The sequence below is a fragment of the Microbacterium pseudoresistens genome (assembly GCF_013409745.1).
In the GTDB taxonomy this organism is placed as follows: Bacteria; Actinomycetota; Actinomycetes; order Actinomycetales; family Microbacteriaceae; genus Microbacterium; species Microbacterium pseudoresistens.
Map to the genome: position 1 here is coordinate 1,263,823 of NZ_JACCBH010000001.1, position 21,908 is coordinate 1,285,730.

Genomic DNA, 21,908 nt, shown 5'->3' on the forward strand with positions numbered 1-21,908 from the left:
ATTCAGTAGACTGAATATTGAGAGCTGTGTAAAGTGAGTCCATCGACCAACGAAGGAGTTCCGTCATGACCACCACTCTTGCGACGGGCGCGCTCGTGGATGCGCTCGGCGTCGACGCCGTCCTCACGGCCGATTCTGTACGGGACGCCGCTAGCCACGACACGTGGCCGGTTGCGACGGTGTGGCAGAAGCTCGGCCGGCACCCGTACCGCCCCGACATGGTGGTGCGAGTGAGGAGCGTCAAGGAGATCCAGTCGGTCGTGAACATCGCGAGGGAATCCAAGACTCCTCTCACCGCCCGTGGGCTCGGGTCCTCGGTCACGGGCCAGCCGCTTCCGATGCGCGGCGGCATCGTTCTGGACACGTCCGGACTGGTGGGAGAACCCAGCCTCAATGAGGTCGACGCCACAGTCACCGTCCCCGCGGGAGTAATGGGCGGCGACCTGGAAACGTGGCTGAACGAGCGCGGTTACACCCTCAACCACTTTCCCCAGTCCCTGTACCGCTCCACCCTCGGCGGCTGGGTGGCGACGCGGGCGACCGGTCAGTTCTCATCGAAGTACGGCGGCATCGAGAACCTTCTGATCTCCTACGAGTGCGTTCTCGCCGACGGCACCGTGGCGTGGCTCGGGCAGCGGCCGCGGGCGGCGATGGGACCCGACCTCAAGCAGCTGCTGATCGGCTCGGAAGGGACCCTCGGCATCGTCACCGGAGTGACGCTCAAGGTGTTCGCGCAAGCCGAAGCGCGCTCCATCGACGCATTCGTGCTCCCGGATGTCCAGGCGGGCATCGACGCGATGCGCGAGATCGCACAGGCTGAGCTCAAGCCTTTCCTCGTGCGTTTCTATGATGCGGATGAGGCTCGCCACGCTGCCCCGGGGGCGGCGGCTGATGCTCCACTGCTGTTCCTCGGTTCTGAAGGGGTGGGTGGCGTGGTCGAAGCGGAGTTCGCCGCTCTCACCTCTATCGTCGAGCGTCACGGCGGATCGTCTATCGGCGCGGAGCCTGTGCGTGGGTGGCTCGGCAGACGCTTTGACTTCTCCACCGTCGAGAACCTGCTCGCTACGCCGGGCGGATACGCGGAAACAGTGGAGATCGCCAACATGTGGAGCCGACTGCCGGCGATGTACGACGAGCTCAAGACAGCGCTCGCTCCGTACGCCGACGAGGTCCTTGGTCACTTCTCGCACATCTACGAACAGGGATCGTCCCTGTACATGATCCTCCTCGGGCACGCCTCCAACGACGAAGAAGCACTTGATCGACTCGAGACCATCTGGGCAACCGCGATGGAGATCGTCGTCGCCCATGACGGCGAGGTCTCCCACCACCATGGCGGTGGCCTGGCCCGCCAGGCGTGGGTGGAACGCTCCCTCGGAACCGGCTTCCCGGTCCTGCAGAAGATCAAGGCGGCGCTCGACCCCGAAGGAATCCTCAACCCTGGCAAGCTCGGCATGTGATGACGGCTACGACGGATTTTGCCGGCCCGCAGGGCATGGTGGGCAACAATAGGGTCATGCCGACCGCTCCCGCTTCCTCCGTGAGGAACACGAGCGACGTGCAATCGACCCTTGCTCGAGTGCTGCTCACGCGCGAAGTCGGGCAGCGCATACCGACTGTGCAGTATCTTCAGCAGACCGTGCGAGCAGGCACCGGAACGGTGATGAAGGCGCTTCGCGCGTTGGAAGCGAATGGTGCCATCAGTCTCTCCTCACACGGGCACCAGGGAACGATGCTGGTCAGCCGTGACGCGGGAAAGCTGTGGAATGAAGCTCATCTTGGGAACTTCGCTCTCCTCATGCCGCCGCCCGGTCCCGTCGAGCAACAGGGAATCCTCGACACCGTCCAGAGTTCTCTTGCCAGCCAGGGAGTCCCTGTAGTGGTTTCAGCGCTCGCCGGTGCGCGACGACGCCTCGAGGAGGTCTACTTCGAACGTACCGATGCTGTTGTCGTCTCCGCGGCGGCGTTCGCACGGCACCAGGAAGACTTCCCCGGCCTGGCAGCAGTCGTACTCGGCGATTCGACGTTCTATTCGGCCGGGTCCCTCGTCGTCGTGGAGCGACATGGCGGTCACTCAGCTGGTCGCCTCCGGGTCGGGATCGACCGTGCGTCGCACGACCACCAGCTTCTGACCGAGACGGAGTTCGCAGACCTAGACGTGGAGTTCGTCGATGCACGATTCGTGACCGGTCCCGCGGCAGTCCTTCGGGGGCGCGTTGATGCAGCGATCTGGCACAGCATGCCGACTGTCATCTCCCCGCAACTCGCAGGCCTCCGGGTTCGCTCTGTCAGTGACGCCACTCTGGACGCGACTCGCGACGTGTCGAGGGCAGTTCTCGTGACTCGTAGCTTGGACGCCGGTGCCAGCGCACTTATCCGCGACGTCACGCCGGCCAGCATCGCCAAGGCCCAGAGTCGCCTCCTTCGGCTGGCCGTCGATAACGAGGAAGATGACGCCTCGTCACGATTGTCATAGCCGTGGTGCACGCACGGTCGACGTTCTGGAGGTCTGAACTCTCTCAAGAGCGTCTTGAACAGGCTTGGAATCCGGGTCTGCCCGAGGAGCGGGGAGAGACAGGCGGAGGGGCTGACGGGAATCGAACCCGCGCTGTCTGCTTGGGAAGCAGAAGTTCTGCCATTGAACTACAGCCCCGAGGCCTTGCGGCGTCTGGCCAGCATAACAAACCCCTGAGCGGCTCACCGTCGGGTGAAGCGCGCGCGCACCCGGGCGCCGAGGAAGAGGCCGATGGATGCTCCGGCGGCGAGGCCGATTCCGATCGCGGCGGCGAGCGTGAGCGAGCTGGCGGCGGCGCCGTCGGTGTGCACGAGGGCGAGGAGGCCGCGGAACACCGCCATTCCGGGCACGAGGGGCACGATGGCCGCGGTCGTCACCGCGATCGACGGCACGTGGAGGCCGTACGCGATGAGGATGCCGACGAAGCTGGCGATGAGCGCGCCGATGGCGCAGGCGGCGGCCTCGTTCAGCCCACCGGTCGTGGCGAGAAAATGGCTCACGATCGCCACGGCGCCGAGCACGGCGCTGACGAGGATGATCCGTATGCCGGATCCGTTATACACCGCGACGGCGACGGCCACGATGACGGCGCCGAGGATCTGCTGCACGAACGACCCGAACGGCGGCGCATCGCTCGGCAGCACCATCGTGTAGCCGAGCACACGGGCGAGCTCCAGCCCGACGAGGATGCCGGTGACCACGCCCACCGTGTGCATGGTGAGCTCGAGCATCCTGCCGAGCGCGGTCAGGGCGAACCCATCGATGGCGTCTTGCGCGGCGCCCACGACGGTGAGCCCAGAGAGCATGAGCACGATTCCGGCCGAGACGATGATCGACGGGCGCACTCCGTCGAACGGCTCGATGCCGGCGGCGGCGAGCGCTGAGACGAGCACGGCGACGGCGGTGGTCACGAACCCGCCCACCATCTGGTTGAAGAAGATCGGCACCCGCAGCCGGGTCAGCCACTCCTGGGTGGCCGCGGCGGCCAGGGCCGCGACGAAGGTGAGCGCCGTGAGCAGCCACGATCCGCCGAGCATGATGCTCACCCCGGCGGTGAGCAGCGCGCGCGAGAACACGACGACGACCGGCCGGTACAGGAACGGCGCGCGCCGGATCGCCCGGTACGACGCCTGCACGCGATCCAGGTTGGGATCGCTGCCGATCTCGGCGACGAGCGCCTGCAACCGCTGCAGCTTGCGGTGATCGGGGATGGTGGCGCGCACGACCCGCATCAGGGTGAACGGCCGATCCTGGTCACCGCGGTGATAGCCCACGGTGATGGCCGTGTAGGTGATGTTGACGTGCACGCCGGAGAGACCGAACGCCGTGGTGACATCGATGAGCGCCCTGGTGACCTCGTTCGCAGACGCTCCGTGGGCGAGCATAGAGTCGCCGATCCGCATGACGAGATCGAGGATGCGCACCGTCATCGCCTCGTCGACGATGGGCAGGTGCTCGGTGGGAGCGACCTGCGACGGATCCATGTGGATCGCGCGCTGCACCGAGGCGAGCAGCCGACGGCGATGATCCGGACTCATGGCTCCATTATCGCGAGCGCACGGCTTGTCGCCGAGTGTGCGGATTCTTCCGGGAAAGACGTCGTGCACTCGGCGACAAGCCGTGCAATCGGGAGGGGCGTCGCGGGGGCGCCCGCACTAGGCTGAACCCGTGCTTCTCAGTGACCGCGACATCCGGACAGAACTGGCCTCGGGCCGCGTCGCCCTGGATCCGCACGAGCCGGAGATGATCCAGCCCTCGAGCATCGACGTGCGCCTGGATCGCTACTTCCGCCTTTTCGACAACCACAAGTATCCGTTCATCGATCCCTCCGAGGACCAGCCCGAGCTCACACGGCTGATCGAAGTAGATCCGGATGAGCCGTTCATCCTGCACCCGGGCGAGTTCGCGCTGGGGGCGACCTTCGAGCAGATCACGCTGCCCGACGACATCGCCGCACGCCTGGAGGGGAAGTCGTCGCTGGGTCGGCTCGGTCTCATCACGCACTCCACGGCGGGCTTCATCGACCCGGGGTTCTCAGGGCACGTCACGCTCGAGCTCGCCAACGTCGCCACCCTGCCGATCAAGCTGTGGCCGGGCATGAAGATCGGGCAGTTCTGCTTCTTCCGCCTGAGCTCGCCCGCCGAGCACCCCTACGGATCCGGCACCTACGGCAATCGCTACCAGGGCCAGCGCGGGCCGACGGCTTCGCGCTCGTTCCAGAACTTCCATCGCACGGATGTGGGCACCACCGACCTCGGATCCGCAGGAGGCTGACCATGCGCAACGACGGCGGAGAGAGCGGAGCCGGAGCCGGTTCCGCGGATGCGGCGGCGTCGACGGCGGCGGAGTCTGCTCCTGCGGAGTCCGCCGCCCCGGTGCCCGGCCTCCCCGCGAACGACATCGCCGAGGCCGTGGTTCCCGACATCGACATCCCGGAACCCGACATCCCGGAGCCCGTCATTCCCGAGCCCGAGGTCTCGGCCCAGAAGGTCGAAGCGTTCGAGGTTCCTCCTCCGGAGATCGACGTCGAGGCGGCCGCGGAGGGCGCCTCGAGCCCCCTCCCGAGGATGCGCTCCGACCGCCCGCGCCGCGACCCCTTCGTTCCCGTGGTGCGCGACCCCGGCATCCCCGCGTCGGCGGTCACGACCTACGTCGACACGACGGCGGCCGACGATGCCGTGCAGGCTCGGCGCAGCGCCGTGCTCACGGGCATCCTCGTCGTCGCCGGCCTCGTGCTTCTCGGCGCCGCCGTGGTCGCACTCGTCGTGCTCACCCCCGTGGTGTTCAGCAGACTGGCATAACCCCGGCGCTCTTCGATCCGGTGCTCGTCGATCCGCCGCGCGCGGATCCGGTGCTCGAGGACTCCGGACGATCGGTCGGATCGCGAAGACGCACGGTCGGGTGCGCCGGCCCCAGGCACATGAGGCTGGAATCATGACCACGACCGCACCCCTTCCCGTCGCGATGACGACACGCACCCCGCGACTGCCGTACGGCGCGCTCATCGCGATGATGACGATGAGCTTCCTGCTCGTCACCGCCGAGTTCCTGCCCAACGGACTGCTCACCGACATCTCGACCGCGCTGCGCGTCACCCCCGGGCAAGCCGGGCAGATGGTGACGGTCACAGCGCTCGCCGGGCTCATCGCCGCACCGACCGTCGGACTCGTCTTCCCCCGCCTCGATCGACGCCGCCTGCTCGTGGGGCTCGCGCTCGCCGCAGCCGTCTCGAACGTCGTCGTCGCGATCGCCCCGAACCTGCCGCTCGTGCTCGTCTCACGTCTCCTGCTCGGAGCGGCGATCTCCGGGTTCTGGGCCATGTCGATCACCGTCGCCGCCCGCATCGCGGGGCAGGAGAGGCTCGGCCGCGCGGTCATGTTCACCTCGGCCGGCGCATCGCTGGCCACCGTCGCCGGGGTGCCGCTGGGGGTGATGCTCGGCGAGCTGCTCGACTGGCGCACCGTGTTCGCCCTCGCCGCCGCGGCTTCGCTGCTGCTGGCCATCGCGCTGCGGGCGCTGCTGCCCTCGGTGCCCGCCGACGGCGCGGCCCGCCTCTCGACGCTCGTCGAGGCCGCGCGCCGTCCGGGCATCGCCCTGGGTCTTGCCGGACACGTGCTCGTCGTGTTCGGGCACTTCCTCGCCTACACGTACATCCGCCTCGCCCTCGACCGCGTGCAGGCCGACGGCGCACCGATCGATGCCGGAACGGTCATCCTGCTGCTGTCGGTGTTCGGCGCCGGCGGATTCATCGGCAACATCGCGATCGGCCTCGTCATCGACCGCACCTACCGGATGCTCGCGGTCGCGACCCCGCTCGTCATCGCCGTGGCGACACTGGGTGTGATCCTCGGCGCCGCTTCGCCGTGGACGGTGGCGGCGGTCGCCTTCGTGTGGGGCTTCTTCTTCTCGTCGTGGATCCTCATCGTCAACACCTGGGTCGGGCACCGCATGCCCGATCGGCTGGAGGCGGGCGGGAGCATCGTCGTCGTCGGATTCCAGGGCGCCATCATGCTCGCCGCGGGACTGGGAGGTCTGCTGATCGACGGCCTCGGCGTCGAGGCGGTGTATGCGACCGGCGCGGTGGCGCTCGTCGCGGGCGCGGCGCTCTTCGGGCTCTCGAACCGTGCGTCGGCGAAGCGGGGCTCCTGAGCGGGTCCGACCTCAGGCCGTGGCGAGGAAGGCGGTGCGCGAGGTGCGCCAGGCCGACGGGGTGAGGCCGGTGTGGCGGCGGAACGCGCGGCTGAAGCCCTCGTCGGATCCGTATCCCAGCTCCCGCGACACCGCGCTCACGCCGAGCCCGCGCTCGAGCAGCTCCTGCGCCGCGCGCATCCGCACTTCGGCCACGTAGCTGCCCGGGGAACGGCCGTACGCACTGCGGAAGCGCTCGGCGAACACCGAGCGCGACATCGCGCCCACCGAGGCGAGGCCCTCCACGGTCCAGTCGTGTCCGGGGTCGGCCTCGACCGCCGCCACGACCCGGTCGAGGAACGGATCGTTCGACAGCGAGGGCCAGCCCTCCGGCGCGCAGCCATGACCGGCCCAGGCGCGGATGATCGACGCGAGCAGCGTGCGCATCAGCAGGCGGCAGATCACCTGATCGCCCTCGCGGGCGAACGGGCCGTCGGGTTCGATCGTGCGGGCGATCGCCGCCGCGGCGGGTTCGAGCTGCTCGAAGCGCTGCACGGCCGCGACATCGGGCAGCAGATCCGCGATGTGCTCGGCGCCGGTCGGGAACTCGATGCTCGACACGAGCAGCTCGGCATCCGTCTCGGCGTTCATCACGAGCGGGCGCCTGCCGAGCGACAGCGCGATGTCGCCGGAGGCGAGCTGGGGCACCCACAGCGCCGCACCGCCGTCGCACACCACGCTCGCGTGCGTGCCCCGCGAGGCGTGAGCGGTGCGCACTCGGCGTGCCTTCTCGATCGGATCGGCGTGCAGAGCGCCGGAGAGCACGAAGACGACGCTGAGCCCGTCGGTGCCGAGCGGAAGGACGCCGCCCGCGGCGAGCGAGACGCGCTGCTGGCGGCGGATGCGCACATCCACGGCGGCGAGCACGGCATCCACGCCGTCGCGGTCGAGCGGCGCGGCCGGGCGGTCGATCGTCGTGGTCATGCAGAGGCGAACCGTGCGCGAACGGCGGCTATTCCGCGGGTGCCGTGCACGACGACGGGCGAGCGCTCAGCCGTTGAAGTGGAGGTGGATGTGGCGCGGGCCCTGGAACGGGCGTCCGCCGACACCGCGACGGGGATCGTCGTGGTGCTCGTGCGGCGCGCCGTGCCCGCGGTGCCCTCGGAATCCGCGGGGTCCGAAACCGGGTGCGAATCCGTCGAACTCGTCGCGGCGGCGGGGGTGCTCACCGTGCTCACCGTGGCAGGCGTGCTGCGCGCGGTGCGAGTGGCGACCACCGTGGCGGTGGTCGTCGCGGCCTCGACGGTGACGCGCGCCGTGGCGACGCGGGCGGGGGAGCCGGGCTCCTTCCTCCCAGCCGAACTCGCGGGCGATCTTCTGCAGGGCGGAGGTCATGGCCTCGAACTCTTCGGGCTCCACGGCTCCGGCCACGCGGGAGCGGATGCCGTCGACGATGGCGGCGAGGCGCTCCTTGGCCGTGCGACCCGCGTCGGTCAGCGTCAGCTCGTCGGCGTCGACCCAGCCGAGTGCGACGAGACGCCGCAGCTTCGCGGGGTGCACGGGGCGGCCGGTGTCGACTGATCCGTCGACGCGGTTGAGCAGCCGCCAGTCGCGGCGGGTGACGCCCTCGTTCTCGAAGGCGGTCGCGAACTCGGCGGCCATGAGCCGGTCGACGGCCTTGATCCAGTAGCCGAACGGGCGGGAAGAGGAAGTGGTCTGGGGGGTGATGTTGTCTTCGCTGTTCATGGGAAGTCCTTTACTTGTCATCTGTCATGTACATGCAGTGTGACATAGAAGATGGATGCATGTCAAGTCGCATGTAAAATCGGGGGATGACCGCCCCCGATCCGATCGACGCCATCGCCACCGCTCTCGCCCGTCTGCGCGGCCGCGGCCCGCGGGGGATGTTCGGACCCGGCCGCCCCGGCGGGCCGCATGGGCACGACGGCCACCACCCGCATCACGGGTTCGGCGGTCGCGGCCCCGGCCCCGCGAGCGGTCGCGGCGGCCCCTGGGGTCCGGATGCCGGACGCCACGGAGCCCCGGCCCGGCTCCGGATGCTGGAGGCGCTCGCGAAGGAGGCGCTCAGCGTGAGCGCGCTCGCCGAGGCGATCGGGGTGGATCAGCCCCGCGCATCCCGCCTCGTGCAGCAGGGGGTCGAGCGCGGATGGGTGCGACGCGAGGCCGACCCCGACGACGCCAGGCGCACGCGCATCGTGCTCACCGATGACGGTCGCAGGCTCTTCCGCAGCGTGCGCGGGGAGCGGCGCGAGGCGCTGGGCGCGGCGCTGGAGGCGCTCACCGAGGCTGAGCAGGCCGAGCTCGCGCGCCTGCTCACCAAGCTCGCCGACAACTGGCGCTGAGCGTCGCCTGAGAAACCCCGTTCTGCGCGAGAAACCCGCTCCGACGGGGTTTCTCGCGCAGAAACGGATTTCTCACCGCGGGTCGCCTGCTCCGGCGCGCTCTTTCACGGGCAGGAGCAGCAGCAGGCCGATCAGCAGCACGAGCACGATGCCGAGGATGCCGAACGCCGTCGCGCTGGTGAGCACGATGAGCAGAGTCCAGGTCCCCGACGCCATCCAGCTCGCCGCGCGGCCCGTGGTCGCGTACAGCCCGAAGATCTCGCCCTCGCGCCCCGCCGGGGTCACCCGGGCGAGGAACGAGCGGGCCGCCGCCTGCGCCGGCCCGACGAAGGCGCACAGGATCAGCCCGCCGATCCAGAACACCGTCTTGCCGGTGTCGACGAGCAGGAACACGGCGAGTCCGGCGACCACCATGCTGGCCAGAGCGGTGAGGATCACACGTTTGGGTCCGAAGCGGTCATCGAACCGCCCGGCGATGATCGTGGAGACGCCCGCGATGAGGTTGGCGGCGATGCCGAACAGCACCAGCTCCATGAACTCGAATCCGAAGACGGCCTTCGCGATTACGGCCCCGAAGGCGAACACCCCGCCCAGCCCGTCGCGGAACACGGCGCTGGAGAGCAGGAACCAGAACGTGGGGCGCGTCTCGGGCGCACGGTACAGGCCGATGACGTCTTTGACGAGCAGTCCGTACGAGGCGAAGAAACCGACCTGCCGATCGGGTCTGCCCAGCGAGGGCTCGGGCACGTTGAGGAAGATCGGTATGGAGAACACGATCGCCCACACCGCGCATCCGACGGCGATGAGGCGGAAGGGGAGTCCGTTGTCGGTCGACATCCCGAACCAGTGCACAGTGTCGAGGATGACGACGATCACCAGCGCGATGATCCCGCCGATGTAGCCGAAGCCCCAGCCCAGCCCCGAGATGCGCCCGACCGTCTTCGGATTGGCGATGCCGATGAGCATGGCGTTGGAGTTGACCGCGGCGATCTCGCCGAAGACCGCGCCTGCCGAGATGAGCGCGACGCCCAGCCAGAACAGGGTGGGCACGGGCTCGACGAACCACAGTCCGAACATGCAGACCACGAGCGCGCCGGTTCCGATGCCCAGCCACAGCTTCTGCCGTCCCGCCGCGTCGGCGCGCTGGCCGAGCACGGGGGCGATGAGCAGGATCGCGAACGCCGCGATCGTCGACCCGAGACCGAGTCCGCTGGTCAGGCCCGCGATGGCGGCCTCTTTCACGGGATCCTTGTCGTCGAGTGCGGCGATGTCGGCGGGCAGGAACGCGTCGGTCGTGAGGTACAGCGCGGTGAAGATGAAGGTGAGGATGACGGTGTTGAACGGCTGCGTCGCCCAGTCCCAGAGCGCCCACGAGTAGATCTGCTTCTTGCTGGCCTGTTCGTCGCCGCGCAGGTCGAGCCCGATCACGGCGACCGCACCGCTGTCGGCGGTGGCCCCCGGCACGGGCGGGCGCGGGCTGTCGATCGGATCCTCGGCGGGATGCTCGGACGCACTCATGCTCGAAGTCTGGCCTCACCGGGTGAACGGGCGGTAGCGGCGCGCCGCCCCGCCGGAGCACCCGAGGCCGGTCATCGGCGGTCGGGCGCCTCCGACGAGGCGGCGCGGGGCTCCGTGGAGACAGAGCGGAGTACGAGGGCGTCAGTGCGCGGGATCGCGCGGATCCACGACCCGTACGGTGCCCGTGGGCACGATCTCCACTTCGTTCTCGTCGGCGTCGACGAGCTTGCCGTCCACGAAGTGGTCGCCCTCCTCGAGCGCCTCGAGGAACTCCTCCGGCACGGCGCGCGTGGCGGCGGCCACGAACACGCTGCGGTCGCCACGGCTGTTCGAGCGGCGCACGAGGTGGTTGAAGATGATGTTCAGCAGGATGGCCATCATCGTCGTCGAGCTGATCGCCGAGTCGAAGATCACCGAGAACCAGCTCGGGAAGGCGTGGTAGATCCCGGGCAGCACCAGCGGTAGCAGGCCGAAGCCGAGCGAAACGGCGACGATGATCAGGTTGAGGTTGTTGCGGTAGTCGACCTTCGACAACGTCGCGATGCCGCTCGCGGCCACGGTGCCGAACAGCACGACGCCCACGCCGCCCAGCACGGGCGAGGGGATCGCGGCGACCACGCGGCCGAGCACGGGCAGTACGCCGAGGATCACCAGGATCACACCACCGGCGGCCACGACGAAGCGGCTCTTCACACGGGTGATGGCGACCAGGCCCACGTTCTGCGCGAACGCGCTCTGGGTGAACGAGTTGAACACCGGCGAGACGGCGCTGGAGAGCATGTCGGCGCGCAGACCCGCGGCGATCCGCTTCGCATCGACCTTGGTGCCCACGACCTCGCCGACGGCGAGGATGTCGGCGGTGGTCTCGGTGAAGGTCACCAGGATCACGATGAGCATCGAGATGATCGCCGCGATGTCGAAGGTGGGCAGGCCGAAGGCGAAGGGCGTCGGCAGGGCGAAGATGTCGCCCTGACCGACCTGCGAGAAGTCCGCTTTGCCGACGATGACCGCGAAGATCGTGCCGAGGAACAGGGCGAGCAGGATGCTCAGGCGCGCGATCGCCGCGGTGCCGAACTTCGTCAGCAGCACGACGAGCAGCAGCGTGAAGGCGGCCAGGCCGATGTTCGAGACCGATCCGTAGTCGTCCGCGGTGCTGTCGGAGCCCATCGACCATCCGGCCGCCACGGGCAGCAGCGACAGACCGATGGAGGTGATGACGGTTCCGGTGACCACCGGGGGGAAGAACCGGACGATCATCGCGAACGCGGGTGCGATGAGGAGGCCGATCACGGAGGCGACCAGTACGGCGCCCATCACCGCCTGGATGCCGCCGTCTCCCTGGATCGCGAGCATCGTGGCGACGCCCGAGAACGACACGCCCTGCACGAGCGGCAGCTTGGAGCCGAAGAACGGCACGCCGACCGTCTGAAGGATGGTCGCGAGGCCGCCGATGAACAGCGCGCACGCGATGAGGGTGCCGATCTCGGCCTGCGACATGCCGCCGGCCTGGCCGATCACGAGCGGCGGTGCGATGATGCCGCCGTACATCGTGAGCACGTGCTGCAGCCCGTAGGCGAAGCTCGGCAGGATGCCGAGTCTGGCGTCTTCAGGTCGCGCGTTGCGTTCTGCGGTCTTCTTCTCTGCCATCGATGGCCCCGATCATCCTCGATCCACGGTTCGAAAGTTTCTATCCACAATGCGGAATAAAGTTTTCGATTTGAGTGCGATCGTAGAGCGGTCGACAGCACGGGGTCAACCCCCAGTTCAGGGTCGACGACGCGCACGGCGATACGGTCGGGACATGACGGATGCCGCAGGCGCACGGCGAACGATCGTGCTCGTCGAGGGCGAGAGCGACCGGCGCGCGCTCGCCGCCGCCGCGCGCGTGCTGCGTCTGCCGCTGCCGCAGGACGTGTCCGTGGAGGTGCTCGGCGGCATCACGAATCTGCGCCGCAGACTCGCCGAGGCCGACGCGGGCACGGCGGATGTGCGCACGATCGGCCTCTACGACGCCTCCGAGGGCGAGCATGTGCAACGGGTGCTCGTCGACGCGGGCCGCCTCGCGCTCGGCGCCGATCCGGCGACGGCGGGGTTCTTCGGCTGCGACCGCGACCTTGAAGACGAGGTGATCCGCGCCGCGGGGCCCGACCTCGTGCTGCGCATCCTGGATGTCCGTGGCGAGCTCGCCCGCTTTCGCGTGTTCCAGGGGCAGCCGGCGCAGCGGGTGCGGTCGGTCGAGGCGCAGCTGCACCGCTTCGCGGGCACGGCGGGCGGACGAAAGACGCATTTCGCCGCCGATATCGTCACGGTGCTCGCGCCGGCGGCGATCCCCGCACCGTTGCGCGCCCTGATCACGGCCGCCCGCACCGCCTGATCGGTGCTGACCGGGCAGCGTTCGTGTCAGTGGGCGGTCGTGATGCCGACGGTGTCGTGGATGAGCACGGCGGCCGTGTGCGCGCCGGCGCCGGCGGCGACGATGAGCTGCTGCGGCCCCGGCGAGGCGGTGTCGCCCGCCGCATGCAGCCCGGGCTCGCTCGTGCGACCCGACCCGTCGGTCACGAGGTGCCCATCGGCATCCTGCGCGGGCGAGAGTCCGGCGAGGAAGGAGGTGTCCAGCGACCACTCCGGGCGCACGAAACCGCCGTCGAGCGGCACGATCGGCCTCGATCGGGGCAAAGATCCATCGAAAGGTTGACGAATCGCGCCGATGCGCGCGCCCTCGACTTCCTAGGCTGGTGGATGCCCCGCATCCCCGAGGAGAACCGTGTTCACCACCCCAGCCCGCCTGTTCCGCGTGCTCGCCGTCGCCGAGGCGATCACCTGGACCCTGCTGATCGCCGGCCTCGTCATCCGCGCCGTCGGCGGCCCGGCCGTCGCCGTCACCATCGCCGGCGGCATCCATGGGTTCGTGTTCCTCTCCTATGGCGCGACGGCCGTGCTGCTGGCGTTCCACCAGCGCTGGAGTGTGGGTGTCGCGGCGCTCACGATCGCCAGCGCGATCGTGCCCTACGCGACCATCCCGGTGGAGATCTGGCTGCACCGCACCGGTCGGCTCGACGGCTCCTGGCGGCTGGATGAGACCGCCGACCCGCGTGATCGCACCTGGTACGACCGCACGATGCGCTGGTTCCTGCGTCATCCGTGGGTGCTGGTCGTGCTCATCGCCGTCCTCGTCGCGGCGATCTTCACGGTCCTGCTCATCCTCGGTCCTCCCGGAGGCAAGTGATCGCGTGCGCGCACTTCCAGGACGCCGTGCCCTTGGTGTCGTCGCGCTTGTTGGAGGTCGAACTTCATGCCGCTTCGCAAAGACGCGGCATCGTCCGTGCGCACGTCGATGAACTTCTGAGTCGCATATCACTCGTCGCGCTGGACGACGATGTCGTCGATCGGGCAGTGCCATCGCAGTCGGGTCTGCGCAGCCTCGATGCGCTTCATCTGGCGACAGCGGTGGATATCGCCCACCGACTCACAGGGATGCTGTCGTTCGACGCAGAGGTGAATCGCGCCGCTCGCTGTCACGGTCTCGCCAGCGCGTTCGAATGAAGACCGGGGCCCGTCAAAGTTGAGCCCGTTCATATCAAGTTCACCTTGACACGGATCGACCCGCGTCATACACTTGAGCCATCGCGACTCAGGTTTGTCGCGCCAGACTTCATCAGACCTCACAAAGGAGAAACACATGGCACGTGCTGTCGGTATCGACCTCGGTACGACCAACTCGGTCGTCAGCGTCCTCGAGGGTGGCGAGCCCAAGGTGATCGCCAACGCCGAGGGCTTCCGCACCACCCCCTCGGTGGTCGCCTTCACCAAGGACGGAGAGGTGCTCGTCGGCGAGACCGCCAAGCGCCAGGCCGTCACCAACGTCGACCGCACGATCGCCTCGGTCAAGCGCCACATGGGCACCGACTGGTCCTTCGACGTCGACGGCAAGAAGTGGACGCCGCAGGAGATCTCCGCGCGCATCTTGCAGAAGCTCAAGCGCGACGCCGAGTCGTACCTGGGCGACACCGTGACGGATGCCGTCATCACCGTACCCGCGTACTTCAACGACGCCGAGCGCCAGGCCACCAAAGAGGCCGGCGAGATCTCGGGCTTGAACGTCCTGCGCATCATCAACGAGCCCACCGCCGCGGCCCTGGCCTACGGCCTGGACAAGGGCAAAGAGGACGAGCTCATCCTCGTTTTCGACCTCGGTGGCGGAACCTTCGACGTCTCGCTGCTCGAGGTGGGCAAGGACGACGATTTCTCCACCATCCAGGTGCGCGCCACCTCCGGTGACAACCGCCTCGGCGGCGACGACTGGGATCAGCGTCTCGTGGACTTCTTCATCAAGCAGTTCAAGGACTCCACCGGCGTCGACGTCTCGGGTGACAAGATCGCTCTGCAGCGCCTCAAGGAGGCCGCAGAGCAGGCCAAGAAGGAACTGTCGTCGTCGACCTCGACGAGCGTCAACCTGCCGTACCTGTCGCTGACCGAGAACGGCCCGGTGTCGCTTTCCGAGACGATCACCCGCGCCAAGTTCGAAGACCTCACCAAGGACCTCCTCGACCGCACCAAGAAGCCGTTCGAGGATGTCATCCGCGAGGCCGGCATCAAGGTGAGCGACATCTCGCACGTCGTGCTCGTGGGCGGATCGACCCGTATGCCCGCCGTCGCCGAGCTCGTCAAGCGCGAGACCGGCAAGGAGGCCAACAAGGGCGTCAACCCGGATGAGGTCGTCGCCGTGGGCGCGGCACTCCAGGCCGGCGTCCTCAAGGGCGAGCGCAAGGATGTGCTCCTCATCGACGTCACCCCGCTGAGCCTCGGCATCGAGACCAAGGGCGGCATGATGACCAAGCTCATCGAGCGCAACACGGCCATCCCGACCAAGCGCAGCGAGACCTTCACCACAGCTGACGACAACCAGCCGTCGGTGGCCATCCAGGTCTTCCAGGGCGAGCGTGAGTTCACCCGCGACAACAAGCCGCTGGGCACGTTCGAGCTCACCGGTATCGCCCCCGCTCCCCGCGGCGTGCCGCAGGTGGAGGTCACCTTCGACATCGACGCGAACGGCATCGTGCACGTGTCCGCCAAGGACAAGGGCACGGGCAAGGAGCAGTCGATGACGATCACGGGCGGCTCGTCGCTGTCCAAGGACGACATCGACCGCATGGTGCGCGAGGCGGAGGAGAACGCCGCCGACGACAAGAAGCGCCGCGAGGCCGCCGAGGTGCGCAACCAGGCCGAGAGCCTGGCGTACTCGATCGACAAGCTGCTCACTGAGAACGACGAGAAGCTGCCCGAAGACGTCAAGACCGAGGTCGCCGCGGACGTCGAGGCCCTCAAGACGGCCCTGGCCGGCGAGGACGACGACGCCGTGAAGACCGCGTTCGACAAGCTCAACCAGTCGCAGACCAAGCTCGGCGAGGCGATCTACGCGCAGGCCCAGGCCGATGCGCAGGCCGCCGGCGGGGCGCCCGAGGGCGCACCGGCCGAGGAGGGCTCCGCGGATGAGGATGTCGTCGACGCCGAGGTCGTCGAGGACGAGGACGAGAGCAAGTAATGACCGACAAGCACTTCGACGAGAACGAGCCCGTCGAGGAGCCGCGTGAGGGGTCGGAGGCGAATGCCTCCGGCCCCGCGCCGGATCCGGAGACGGACGCCGCGGGCCAGAGCGTGAACGATGAGGGCACGAACGGCGAGGGCGCGGATGACGAGCTCACGGTGGACGACATCCTCGCCAGCGAGCAGACGCCGGAGGCCGCGGCGGAGGACGCCGCACTCGCGGATGCCGAGAACGCGCTGCTGACAGACCTCAAGCGCCTGCAGGCCGAGTACGCCAACTACCGCCGGCGCACCGAGGAGCAGCGCGCGATCGACATCGAGCGCGCCAAGGGCGAGGCGGCGAAGGGCCTGCTGCCCGTGCTCGACGACCTCGACCGCGCCGGCCAGCATGGCGACCTCGTGGAGGGCACGCCCTTCGCCGTGATCGCCGACAAGGTGCGCTCGGTCGTGGAGCGCCTGGGGGTGGAGGCATACGGCGCCGCGGGCGACGAGTTCGACCCGCAGCAGCACGAGGCCATCTTCCAGCAGCCGACTCCCGGTGCCGAGAAGGCGACGATCCTCGAGGTCGTCGAGGTCGGCTACCGCCTCGGCGGCGTGGAGCTGCGCCCGGCGAAGGTCGTCGTCGCGGTTCCCGCCGACTGAGGGGTGATCGATGGCTAGCCAGGACTGGTTCGACAAGGACTTCTACAAGATCCTCGGCGTCTCCAAAGACGTCTCCGATGCGGATCTGAAGAAGACGTATCGCAAGCTGGCGCGCAAGTACCATCCCGACTCGAATCCGGGCGACACCGCCGCGGAGGCGAAGTTCAAGGAGATCAGCGAGGCGTACGCCGTGCTCAGCGACAAGGAGCAGCGTACGGAGTACGACCAGATCCGCGCGATGGGATCCGGTGCACGGTTCACCGCGGGCGGCTCCGGCGGGGGTGGCGGCTTCGAAGACGTGTTCAGCATGTTCAACCAGGGCAGGCAGGGCAACGCGAACTTCGACGACATCTTCTCGATGTTCAACCAGGGCGGCGGGGGCGGATCCTTCGGCTCGGGCCGGTTCGGGCAGTCCAGCGGCGGCTACCGCGGCTTCGGCGGTCCGCAGCGCGGCGCCGATGTCACCGCGCGTACGACGCTCGACTTCGCCACGGCGGTGAACGGCGACACGATCACGCTGCAGGGAGAGGACGGCAAGCCGTTCAAGGTCAAGATCCCGGCGGGGGTGAAAGACGGGCAGAAGATCCGTCTGCGCGGCCGCGGCCGGCCGTCTCCGGACGGCGGGGAGAGGGGCGACATCGTCGTGCTCGTCACGGTGCGCCCGCATCCGGTGTTCACCCGTGATGGGCTCAACCTGCGTGTGACGGTGCCGGTGACCTTCACCGAGGCCGTGCTGGGTGCGACGATCGAGGTGCCCACGCTGGGCGGCGATCCGGTCAAGCTCAAGGTGGCGCCTGGTACGCCCTCCGGCCGCGTGCTCCGGGTCAAGGGCCGTGGCGTGAAGTCGACCAAGGGCACGGGCGACCTGCTCGCCCAGCTCGAGGTGGCCGTTCCCTCGCACCTCGACGCCGCGGCGAAGGAGGCGCTGGAGCGCTTCCGTGAGGCCGCGCCCGCCGAGAACCCGCGCGCCGACCTGATGTCGAAGGCGCGGGGATGATCGACAATGGCTGAGCACATGGATGCCGACACCCCGGTGTTCGCCATCGCCGTGGCCGCCGAGCTGGCGGGCATGCATCCGCAGACGCTGCGGCAGTACGACCGCATCGGCCTCGTCGTGCCCCGGCGCACGCGGGGCGGATCGCGGCGGTATTCGACACGTGACATCGCTCAGCTGCGCGAGGTGGCGCAGCTGAGCAGCGAGGGGATGAGCCTGCCGGCGATCGCCCGGCTGCTCGACCTTGAAGACGAGGCGCGTCATCTTCGCCGTCGCGTCGCCGAGCTCGAACAGGAGCTGCGCCGCGAGCGGGAGAACCGTCCCGGAGTGCGCGTGTTTGCCGCCGGAGCGGAGGGCTCGATCGTCACCGTGCCGTCGGGCCGGCGCATCCGCCGCTCCACCGAGATCGTGCTGTGGCGCCCGCGTCGGGCGCCCGCCGATGATCCGGACGACTCGTCGCGGGACTGATCGCCCCGCATCCTTCCCGCCGAAACCCGTCCCGCCCGAACCCTTCCTGCCCGAACCCGCGAGACGACGCCTCCCGCCCGAGACCGCGTGATCCGCGCATGGTCTCGGGACGCAGATGCCGTCTCGCGGTCAGGATCCGGCCCGAGGGCATAGGCTGGCTGACGATGAGGATGACGCGCCGTACGCTGCTGGTCGGCGCCGGAATGGGCGCCGTCTCCGTGCTGCTCGCGTCGTGCGTGCCCGAGCCGACACCCACGAAGACCTCCACGCCCAAGCCCACCCCGACGCCGCCGCCGAGTCCGATCCCGACCCCGGCGGCGTTTCAGCGCAGCGCGTGGTCGGCCGATCCGTTCTCTCGCGGCGCGGCGAGCATCACGCCGGTCGGCGCCCAGGCGGGGCTCCGCGGTGTGCTCGCCGAGCCGGTGTCCGAGCGCATCTTCCTCGCCGGCGAAGCCACCGACGAGGACGCCCCGGGAACCATGCGCGGCGCCGTGAGCTCGGGCAAGCGCGCGGCCGACCATCTGCTGGCCGTGGCCGGTGGCGACGAGCGGATCGCCGTGATCGGCGCGGGTCTCGCCGGGGCTGCGGCCGCGGCGCGTGTGGCAGCCGCCGACGTGAACGTCACCGTCTTCGAGGCGCGTGATCGCACGGGCGGTCGCACCCACGCGATCACCGACGACGCCTGGCCCGTGACCGTGCAGCTGGGCGGCTGGCTGCTGAGCCGCGGTGACGACGAGCTGCGCGCGGGACTGGAGGACATCGGCATCCGCGTGGCCGACCTGCAGGGCGAGGGCTGGTTCGGCGACGACGGCGCAGAGATCGCCGTCGAGCCGTCGGGCCAGGATCCGCTGGCCGGCGCGGTCGAGGCGGCGAAGAACCTCCCCGCCGACGTCTCGCTCGCCGATGCGCTCGCCGAGACCGGCGCCGACCTCGACGACCCGATCCTGCAGGCGACGCTCGCTTACTGCAGCGCGTTCTCCGGCGCCGAGGCCGACGAAGCGTCGGCGTGGTTCCCGCCCGTGCTTCCGACCCTGGAGCTGGCGGCACCGCTGGGCGATCCGACCTCGGTGATCGCCGAGTCGCTCGACGGCGTGCAGCTGACGCTGTCGTCGCCGGTCACGCGCATCGCCTACGACGATTCGGGGCTGAGCCTGCGCTTGGGCACGGGGGAGTCGCTGTCGTTCGATCGGGCGATCGTCACCGCGCCGCTCGGCGTGCTGCAGCAGCAGGGGATCGAGTTCGACCCGCCGCTGCCGTTCGCCTACCGCGGTGCCATCTCCGCCCTGGGGATGGGACGCATCGAGACCGTGTGGATGCGGTTCGACGAGCCGTTCTGGCAGACCGAGGCCGCCGTGTGGCACCTCGTCGACACCGGCGAGAGCGCGGCGGACGCATCCGGCGGCGAGGCGGCCGAGGAGAGCGCAGGCCACGCCGCAGACGACGAACCCGCGCCCGTTGTCGTGCGCACCTGGATCAACCTGAGCGCGGTCACCGGCGATCCCGTGCTCGTCGGGATCGTCGGCGGCGATGCCGCCGGGGCTTTCGCCGAGCTCGACGACGCCGCCGTGCTCGCCGCGGCCGCCGAATCGCTCGCGCGCTTCACCGCCGAGCCCGACGAGAGCTAGATCGAGGCGAGCGAGATCGAGCGGGGCTAGCGCCCGCGTGCGCGCAGTGCCCGCGCCCGGCGCAGGGCGCGCCGGGGCACCCCCTGCCAGTGCAGCGGCCGGATGCGGCTGATCAACACGAGGATCGACGCGATGAGGGCGAAGATCGCCAGCGCGATCGCCGAGGTGGCGGCGAATTCCCCGAATCCGCTCACCTGACGCAGGTCGAGGAAGTAGTACGGATACCAGCCGATGAGCGTGCCCCGCCACATCGTGAATCCGCCCCAGACGAGGGGGAACACGAGCGAGATCGGCACGACGACCCACGGCACGCGCCGGTGCCCAGGGCTCACGATCCATCCCAGCGCCGTGCAGGCCGGCAGCCAGTAGTGGATGAGCAGATCGGACCACGGCACGTACATGCGGATGCCGTGCAGCTCGGCCTGCCACACGATCAGCGCGAAGGCGATCCCGGCGGTGATGGTCCAGGTGAGCACGAGTGCGAGGCCCACCGTGACCCACCGCGGATCGGTGGCGCGCCGGAAGGCGACGATGCCGGCGGCGATCAGCAGCAGCATCAGCGCGATGTTGGACTGCACGGTGAGATAGGCGAAGAAGTTCTCGCCCGCGATTGTCTGCGAGCCCAGACCCCACAGAAGTCGATGCGTCAGAGCGATGAGGCAGACGGCGGCGGTGAGCAGGCGTGCCAGGGCGACGACGGTCCGAGCCCTCACCGTCCAGTCGCCTCCCACTGCGGGAGCACGCCTCCCGCCCCTGGAGAGAGTCTACGTAGTCCGCGTCGGGTGCCGATCCGCAGGGGTGAGAGTGGCGGCTAGATGGTTGAAGTTGCCCTCCGGATCTGTTGAAATCGATTTCTGATCCGATCCCAGGGAGTGTGATCCGATGCGCAGGTCTTGTTGCACGGCGGTGCTTGCGGCCGTCGCCCTGATGGCACTGTCCGGATGCTCCACCGATCAGGTGACGCTTGATCCGAACCCCGACAAACCGTTCGTCCTGGGCGGCGTGTCCGAGCTCACCGAGATCGCGCAGCTCACGGGGCCCGGTGCGATCAACGACACCGAGTCGGTCATGGTGGCCGGTACGGATCTCGGCTCCATGGTCAACGTCGGCGACCGGACGCTGTTCCTGTTCGGCGACACGTTCGGCGAGCGCGATCCCGACTCGACCGGCGGGCAGGGAGACATGTGGCGTTCCAACACAGGGGCGTGGACGACGGATGACGACCCGGCCGACGGCATCGAGTTCGACGGCTGGGTCGACGATGCCCTCGGAATCGCCGCGCCCTTGATCGAGGGCGATCACCAGGGCAACGATGCGGGCGGCGAGGTGACGAAGATCCCGACCTACGGCTTCACCGTCGGGTCGAACATCTACGTCTCGTACATGTCGGTGAAGCACTGGGGCGCGGCCGGCGACTGGGATGCGAACTACGCCGCACTGATCGTGTCGCACGATGACGGCGAGACCTGGGAGCAGGTGGAAGGGGTTCAGTGGCCGGGCGACTCGGATTTCGTCCAGTTCGCGGCGGCTCAGGTCTCTGACGGGGCGCGGGACTGGGTGTATCTGTGGACGATCCCGGCCGGGCGATTCGGCAACGTTCATCTGATGCGCGTACCCGCGACTCCGGAGTCGGTCGAATCGCAAGCGGCGTACGAGTACTTCGCGGGCACGGATGACGGGGATCCGATGTGGAGCACGGAGCTCAGCGAGGCAGCACCGGTGGTCGAGGGGACGATCGGCGAGCTCTCGGTCGTGTGGTCGTCGTATCTCGAGCGGTGGCTGATGACATACTCCGACGGCGGTGACGCGATCATCCGCGAAGGCGTGACCCCGTGGGGGCCGTGGGGTGATCCGCTCGTGCTCGTCCCGGGGGATCAGTACGACGGGCTCTACTCGCCGTACATGAATCCGCGCTATGTCGACGACGACGGCCGCCGGATCTACTTCACCCTCTCGTTGTGGGGGCCGTACAACGTCTTCTGGTTCTCCGCGGAACTGGACAGGATCGAATGACTTCAGGTCGGTGTTGTGCTTGAAATCGATTTCGTCTAATCTGACGTGCAGGTCGTCGGAGACCACCACGGGTCTTCGATCACGTCAAGGTCGACGGG

22 protein-coding genes and 1 tRNA gene are annotated in these 21,908 nt (G+C 68.8%); 15 read left to right on the plus strand and 8 right to left on the minus strand.

The annotated features are described in order from the left end of the window. Positions 1-65 precede the first annotated feature (65 nt). Positions 66-1,460, plus strand: coding sequence for an FAD-binding oxidoreductase (locus BKA02_RS06240; protein WP_179432293.1), 1,395 nt, complete (start codon positions 66-68; stop codon positions 1,458-1,460). Positions 1,461-1,516: 56 nt separating this feature from the next. After that, positions 1,517-2,476 (plus strand): YhfZ family protein, encoded by a 960-nt coding sequence (locus BKA02_RS06245; RefSeq protein WP_179432295.1) that lies wholly within the window; start codon positions 1,517-1,519, stop codon positions 2,474-2,476. A 106-nt stretch (positions 2,477-2,582) separates the two neighbouring features. Here BKA02_RS06245 and BKA02_RS06250 read toward each other — a convergent pair. Together BKA02_RS06250 and BKA02_RS06255 are read right to left on the minus strand one after the other, a co-directional pair. Next, positions 2,583-2,653 (minus strand) — tRNA-Gly (locus BKA02_RS06250). 44 nt (positions 2,654-2,697) lie between these two features. Further along, entirely contained in the window at positions 2,698-4,053 is a 1,356-nt protein-coding gene (locus BKA02_RS06255; protein WP_179432297.1) for a threonine/serine exporter family protein, read from the minus strand. Positions 4,054-4,183: 130 nt separating this feature from the next. On the opposite strand from BKA02_RS06255, the gene dcd reads away from it, so the two are divergent. From dcd to BKA02_RS06270, 3 genes are all read left to right on the plus strand, one after another. Further along, positions 4,184-4,789, plus strand: coding sequence for a dCTP deaminase (gene dcd / locus BKA02_RS06260; RefSeq protein ID WP_179432299.1), 606 nt, complete (start codon positions 4,184-4,186; stop codon positions 4,787-4,789). 2 nt (positions 4,790-4,791) lie between these two features. Further along, positions 4,792-5,316, plus strand: coding sequence for a hypothetical protein (locus BKA02_RS06265; RefSeq protein ID WP_179432301.1), 525 nt, complete (start codon positions 4,792-4,794; stop codon positions 5,314-5,316). A 133-nt stretch (positions 5,317-5,449) separates the two neighbouring features. Next, positions 5,450-6,664 carry an MFS transporter gene (locus BKA02_RS06270; RefSeq protein ID WP_179432303.1) on the plus strand — a complete coding sequence of 405 codons (1,215 nt, stop codon included), beginning with the start codon at positions 5,450-5,452 and terminating at the stop codon, positions 6,662-6,664. Positions 6,665-6,676: 12 nt separating this feature from the next. On the opposite strand, the gene BKA02_RS06275 is transcribed toward BKA02_RS06270, so the two are convergent. Both BKA02_RS06275 and BKA02_RS06280 read right to left on the minus strand, forming a co-directional pair. Further along, positions 6,677-7,627, minus strand: coding sequence for an AraC family transcriptional regulator (locus BKA02_RS06275; protein WP_179432305.1), 951 nt, complete (start codon positions 7,625-7,627; stop codon positions 6,677-6,679). Between the two features lie 66 nt (positions 7,628-7,693). Further along, entirely contained in the window at positions 7,694-8,389 is a 696-nt protein-coding gene (locus BKA02_RS06280; protein ID WP_179432307.1) for a MarR family winged helix-turn-helix transcriptional regulator, read from the minus strand. Between the two features lie 86 nt (positions 8,390-8,475). Between BKA02_RS06280 and BKA02_RS06285 the strand changes: the two genes are divergently transcribed. Continuing rightward, positions 8,476-9,006 carry a MarR family winged helix-turn-helix transcriptional regulator gene (locus BKA02_RS06285; protein ID WP_179432309.1) on the plus strand — a complete coding sequence of 177 codons (531 nt, stop codon included), beginning with the start codon at positions 8,476-8,478 and terminating at the stop codon, positions 9,004-9,006. A gap of 72 nt (positions 9,007-9,078) precedes the next feature. Here BKA02_RS06285 and BKA02_RS06290 read toward each other — a convergent pair whose 3' ends face one another. Beyond that, a complete protein-coding gene (locus BKA02_RS06290; RefSeq protein WP_179432311.1) occupies positions 9,079-10,524 on the minus strand; it encodes an MFS transporter in 1,446 nt (481 codons plus the stop codon). Between the two features lie 141 nt (positions 10,525-10,665). Then, positions 10,666-12,171, minus strand: coding sequence for a nucleobase:cation symporter-2 family protein (locus BKA02_RS06295; protein ID WP_179432313.1), 1,506 nt, complete (start codon positions 12,169-12,171; stop codon positions 10,666-10,668). A gap of 154 nt (positions 12,172-12,325) precedes the next feature. Between BKA02_RS06295 and BKA02_RS06300 the strand changes: the two genes are divergently transcribed. After that, positions 12,326-12,898 carry a hypothetical protein gene (locus BKA02_RS06300; protein WP_179432315.1) on the plus strand — a complete coding sequence of 191 codons (573 nt, stop codon included), beginning with the start codon at positions 12,326-12,328 and terminating at the stop codon, positions 12,896-12,898. A 26-nt stretch (positions 12,899-12,924) separates the two neighbouring features. On the opposite strand, the gene BKA02_RS06305 is transcribed toward BKA02_RS06300, so the two are convergent. Further along, positions 12,925-13,200, minus strand: coding sequence for a hypothetical protein (locus BKA02_RS06305; protein WP_179432317.1), 276 nt, complete (start codon positions 13,198-13,200; stop codon positions 12,925-12,927). Positions 13,201-13,288: 88 nt separating this feature from the next. Here BKA02_RS06305 and BKA02_RS06310 point away from each other — a divergent pair, with 88 nt between their 5' ends. The 7 genes from BKA02_RS06310 to BKA02_RS06340 all read left to right on the plus strand — a co-directional run bounded on the left by BKA02_RS06310 (position 13,289) and on the right by BKA02_RS06340 (position 19,797). After that, positions 13,289-13,750 (plus strand): DUF3817 domain-containing protein, encoded by a 462-nt coding sequence (locus BKA02_RS06310; RefSeq protein ID WP_179432319.1) that lies wholly within the window; start codon positions 13,289-13,291, stop codon positions 13,748-13,750. Continuing rightward, positions 13,747-14,067 carry a PIN domain-containing protein gene (locus BKA02_RS06315; protein ID WP_179432321.1) on the plus strand — a complete coding sequence of 107 codons (321 nt, stop codon included), beginning with the start codon at positions 13,747-13,749 and terminating at the stop codon, positions 14,065-14,067. The genes BKA02_RS06310 and BKA02_RS06315 overlap by 4 nt, the downstream gene beginning before the upstream one ends. 136 nt (positions 14,068-14,203) lie before the next feature. Next, entirely contained in the window at positions 14,204-16,066 is a 1,863-nt protein-coding gene (dnaK, locus tag BKA02_RS06320) for a molecular chaperone DnaK (RefSeq protein WP_179432323.1), read from the plus strand. Further along, positions 16,066-16,710 (plus strand): nucleotide exchange factor GrpE, encoded by a 645-nt coding sequence (locus BKA02_RS06325; protein WP_179432325.1) that lies wholly within the window; start codon positions 16,066-16,068, stop codon positions 16,708-16,710. The genes dnaK and BKA02_RS06325 overlap by 1 nt, the downstream gene beginning before the upstream one ends. Before the next feature lie 10 nt (positions 16,711-16,720). Continuing rightward, positions 16,721-17,707 carry a DnaJ C-terminal domain-containing protein gene (locus BKA02_RS06330; RefSeq protein WP_179432327.1) on the plus strand — a complete coding sequence of 329 codons (987 nt, stop codon included), beginning with the start codon at positions 16,721-16,723 and terminating at the stop codon, positions 17,705-17,707. A 6-nt stretch (positions 17,708-17,713) separates the two neighbouring features. Then, positions 17,714-18,172, plus strand: coding sequence for a heat shock protein transcriptional repressor HspR (locus BKA02_RS06335; protein ID WP_179432329.1), 459 nt, complete (start codon positions 17,714-17,716; stop codon positions 18,170-18,172). Between the two features lie 170 nt (positions 18,173-18,342). After that, positions 18,343-19,797, plus strand: a complete 1,455-nt coding sequence (locus tag BKA02_RS06340) for a flavin monoamine oxidase family protein (RefSeq protein ID WP_246285985.1) — start codon at positions 18,343-18,345, stop codon at positions 19,795-19,797. Positions 19,798-19,823: 26 nt separating this feature from the next. Here BKA02_RS06340 and BKA02_RS06345 read toward each other — a convergent pair whose 3' ends face one another. Beyond that, positions 19,824-20,510, minus strand: coding sequence for a Pr6Pr family membrane protein (locus BKA02_RS06345; RefSeq protein WP_343045362.1), 687 nt, complete (start codon positions 20,508-20,510; stop codon positions 19,824-19,826). 169 nt (positions 20,511-20,679) lie between these two features. Between BKA02_RS06345 and BKA02_RS06350 the strand changes: the two genes are divergently transcribed. After that, positions 20,680-21,810, plus strand: coding sequence for a glycoside hydrolase family 183 protein (locus tag BKA02_RS06350; RefSeq protein ID WP_179432335.1), 1,131 nt, complete (start codon positions 20,680-20,682; stop codon positions 21,808-21,810). Positions 21,811-21,908 lie beyond the last annotated feature (98 nt).

Bases quoted from the DNA above. Each gene is read 5' to 3' on its own strand.
- BKA02_RS06240 (WP_179432293.1), top strand. From the start codon at position 66: ATGACCACCACTCTTGCGACGGGCGCGCTCGTGGATGCGCTCGGCGTC.
- BKA02_RS06245 (WP_179432295.1), top strand. From the start codon at position 1,517: ATGCCGACCGCTCCCGCTTCCTCCGTGAGGAACACGAGCGACGTGCAA.
- BKA02_RS06255 (WP_179432297.1), bottom strand. From the start codon at position 4,053: ATGAGTCCGGATCATCGCCGTCGGCTGCTCGCCTCGGTGCAGCGCGCG.
- BKA02_RS06265 (WP_179432301.1), top strand. From the start codon at position 4,792: ATGCGCAACGACGGCGGAGAGAGCGGAGCCGGAGCCGGTTCCGCGGAT.
- BKA02_RS06270 (WP_179432303.1), top strand. From the start codon at position 5,450: ATGACCACGACCGCACCCCTTCCCGTCGCGATGACGACACGCACCCCG.
- BKA02_RS06275 (WP_179432305.1), bottom strand. From the start codon at position 7,627: ATGACCACGACGATCGACCGCCCGGCCGCGCCGCTCGACCGCGACGGC.
- BKA02_RS06280 (WP_179432307.1), bottom strand. From the start codon at position 8,389: ATGAACAGCGAAGACAACATCACCCCCCAGACCACTTCCTCTTCCCGC.
- BKA02_RS06285 (WP_179432309.1), top strand. From the start codon at position 8,476: ATGACCGCCCCCGATCCGATCGACGCCATCGCCACCGCTCTCGCCCGT.
- BKA02_RS06290 (WP_179432311.1), bottom strand. From the start codon at position 10,524: ATGAGTGCGTCCGAGCATCCCGCCGAGGATCCGATCGACAGCCCGCGC.
- BKA02_RS06295 (WP_179432313.1), bottom strand. From the start codon at position 12,171: ATGGCAGAGAAGAAGACCGCAGAACGCAACGCGCGACCTGAAGACGCC.
- BKA02_RS06300 (WP_179432315.1), top strand. From the start codon at position 12,326: ATGACGGATGCCGCAGGCGCACGGCGAACGATCGTGCTCGTCGAGGGC.
- dnaK (WP_179432323.1), top strand. From the start codon at position 14,204: ATGGCACGTGCTGTCGGTATCGACCTCGGTACGACCAACTCGGTCGTC.
- BKA02_RS06325 (WP_179432325.1), top strand. From the start codon at position 16,066: ATGACCGACAAGCACTTCGACGAGAACGAGCCCGTCGAGGAGCCGCGT.
- BKA02_RS06330 (WP_179432327.1), top strand. From the start codon at position 16,721: ATGGCTAGCCAGGACTGGTTCGACAAGGACTTCTACAAGATCCTCGGC.
- BKA02_RS06335 (WP_179432329.1), top strand. From the start codon at position 17,714: ATGGCTGAGCACATGGATGCCGACACCCCGGTGTTCGCCATCGCCGTG.
- BKA02_RS06340 (WP_246285985.1), top strand. From the start codon at position 18,343: ATGACGCGCCGTACGCTGCTGGTCGGCGCCGGAATGGGCGCCGTCTCC.
- BKA02_RS06350 (WP_179432335.1), top strand. From the start codon at position 20,680: ATGCGCAGGTCTTGTTGCACGGCGGTGCTTGCGGCCGTCGCCCTGATG.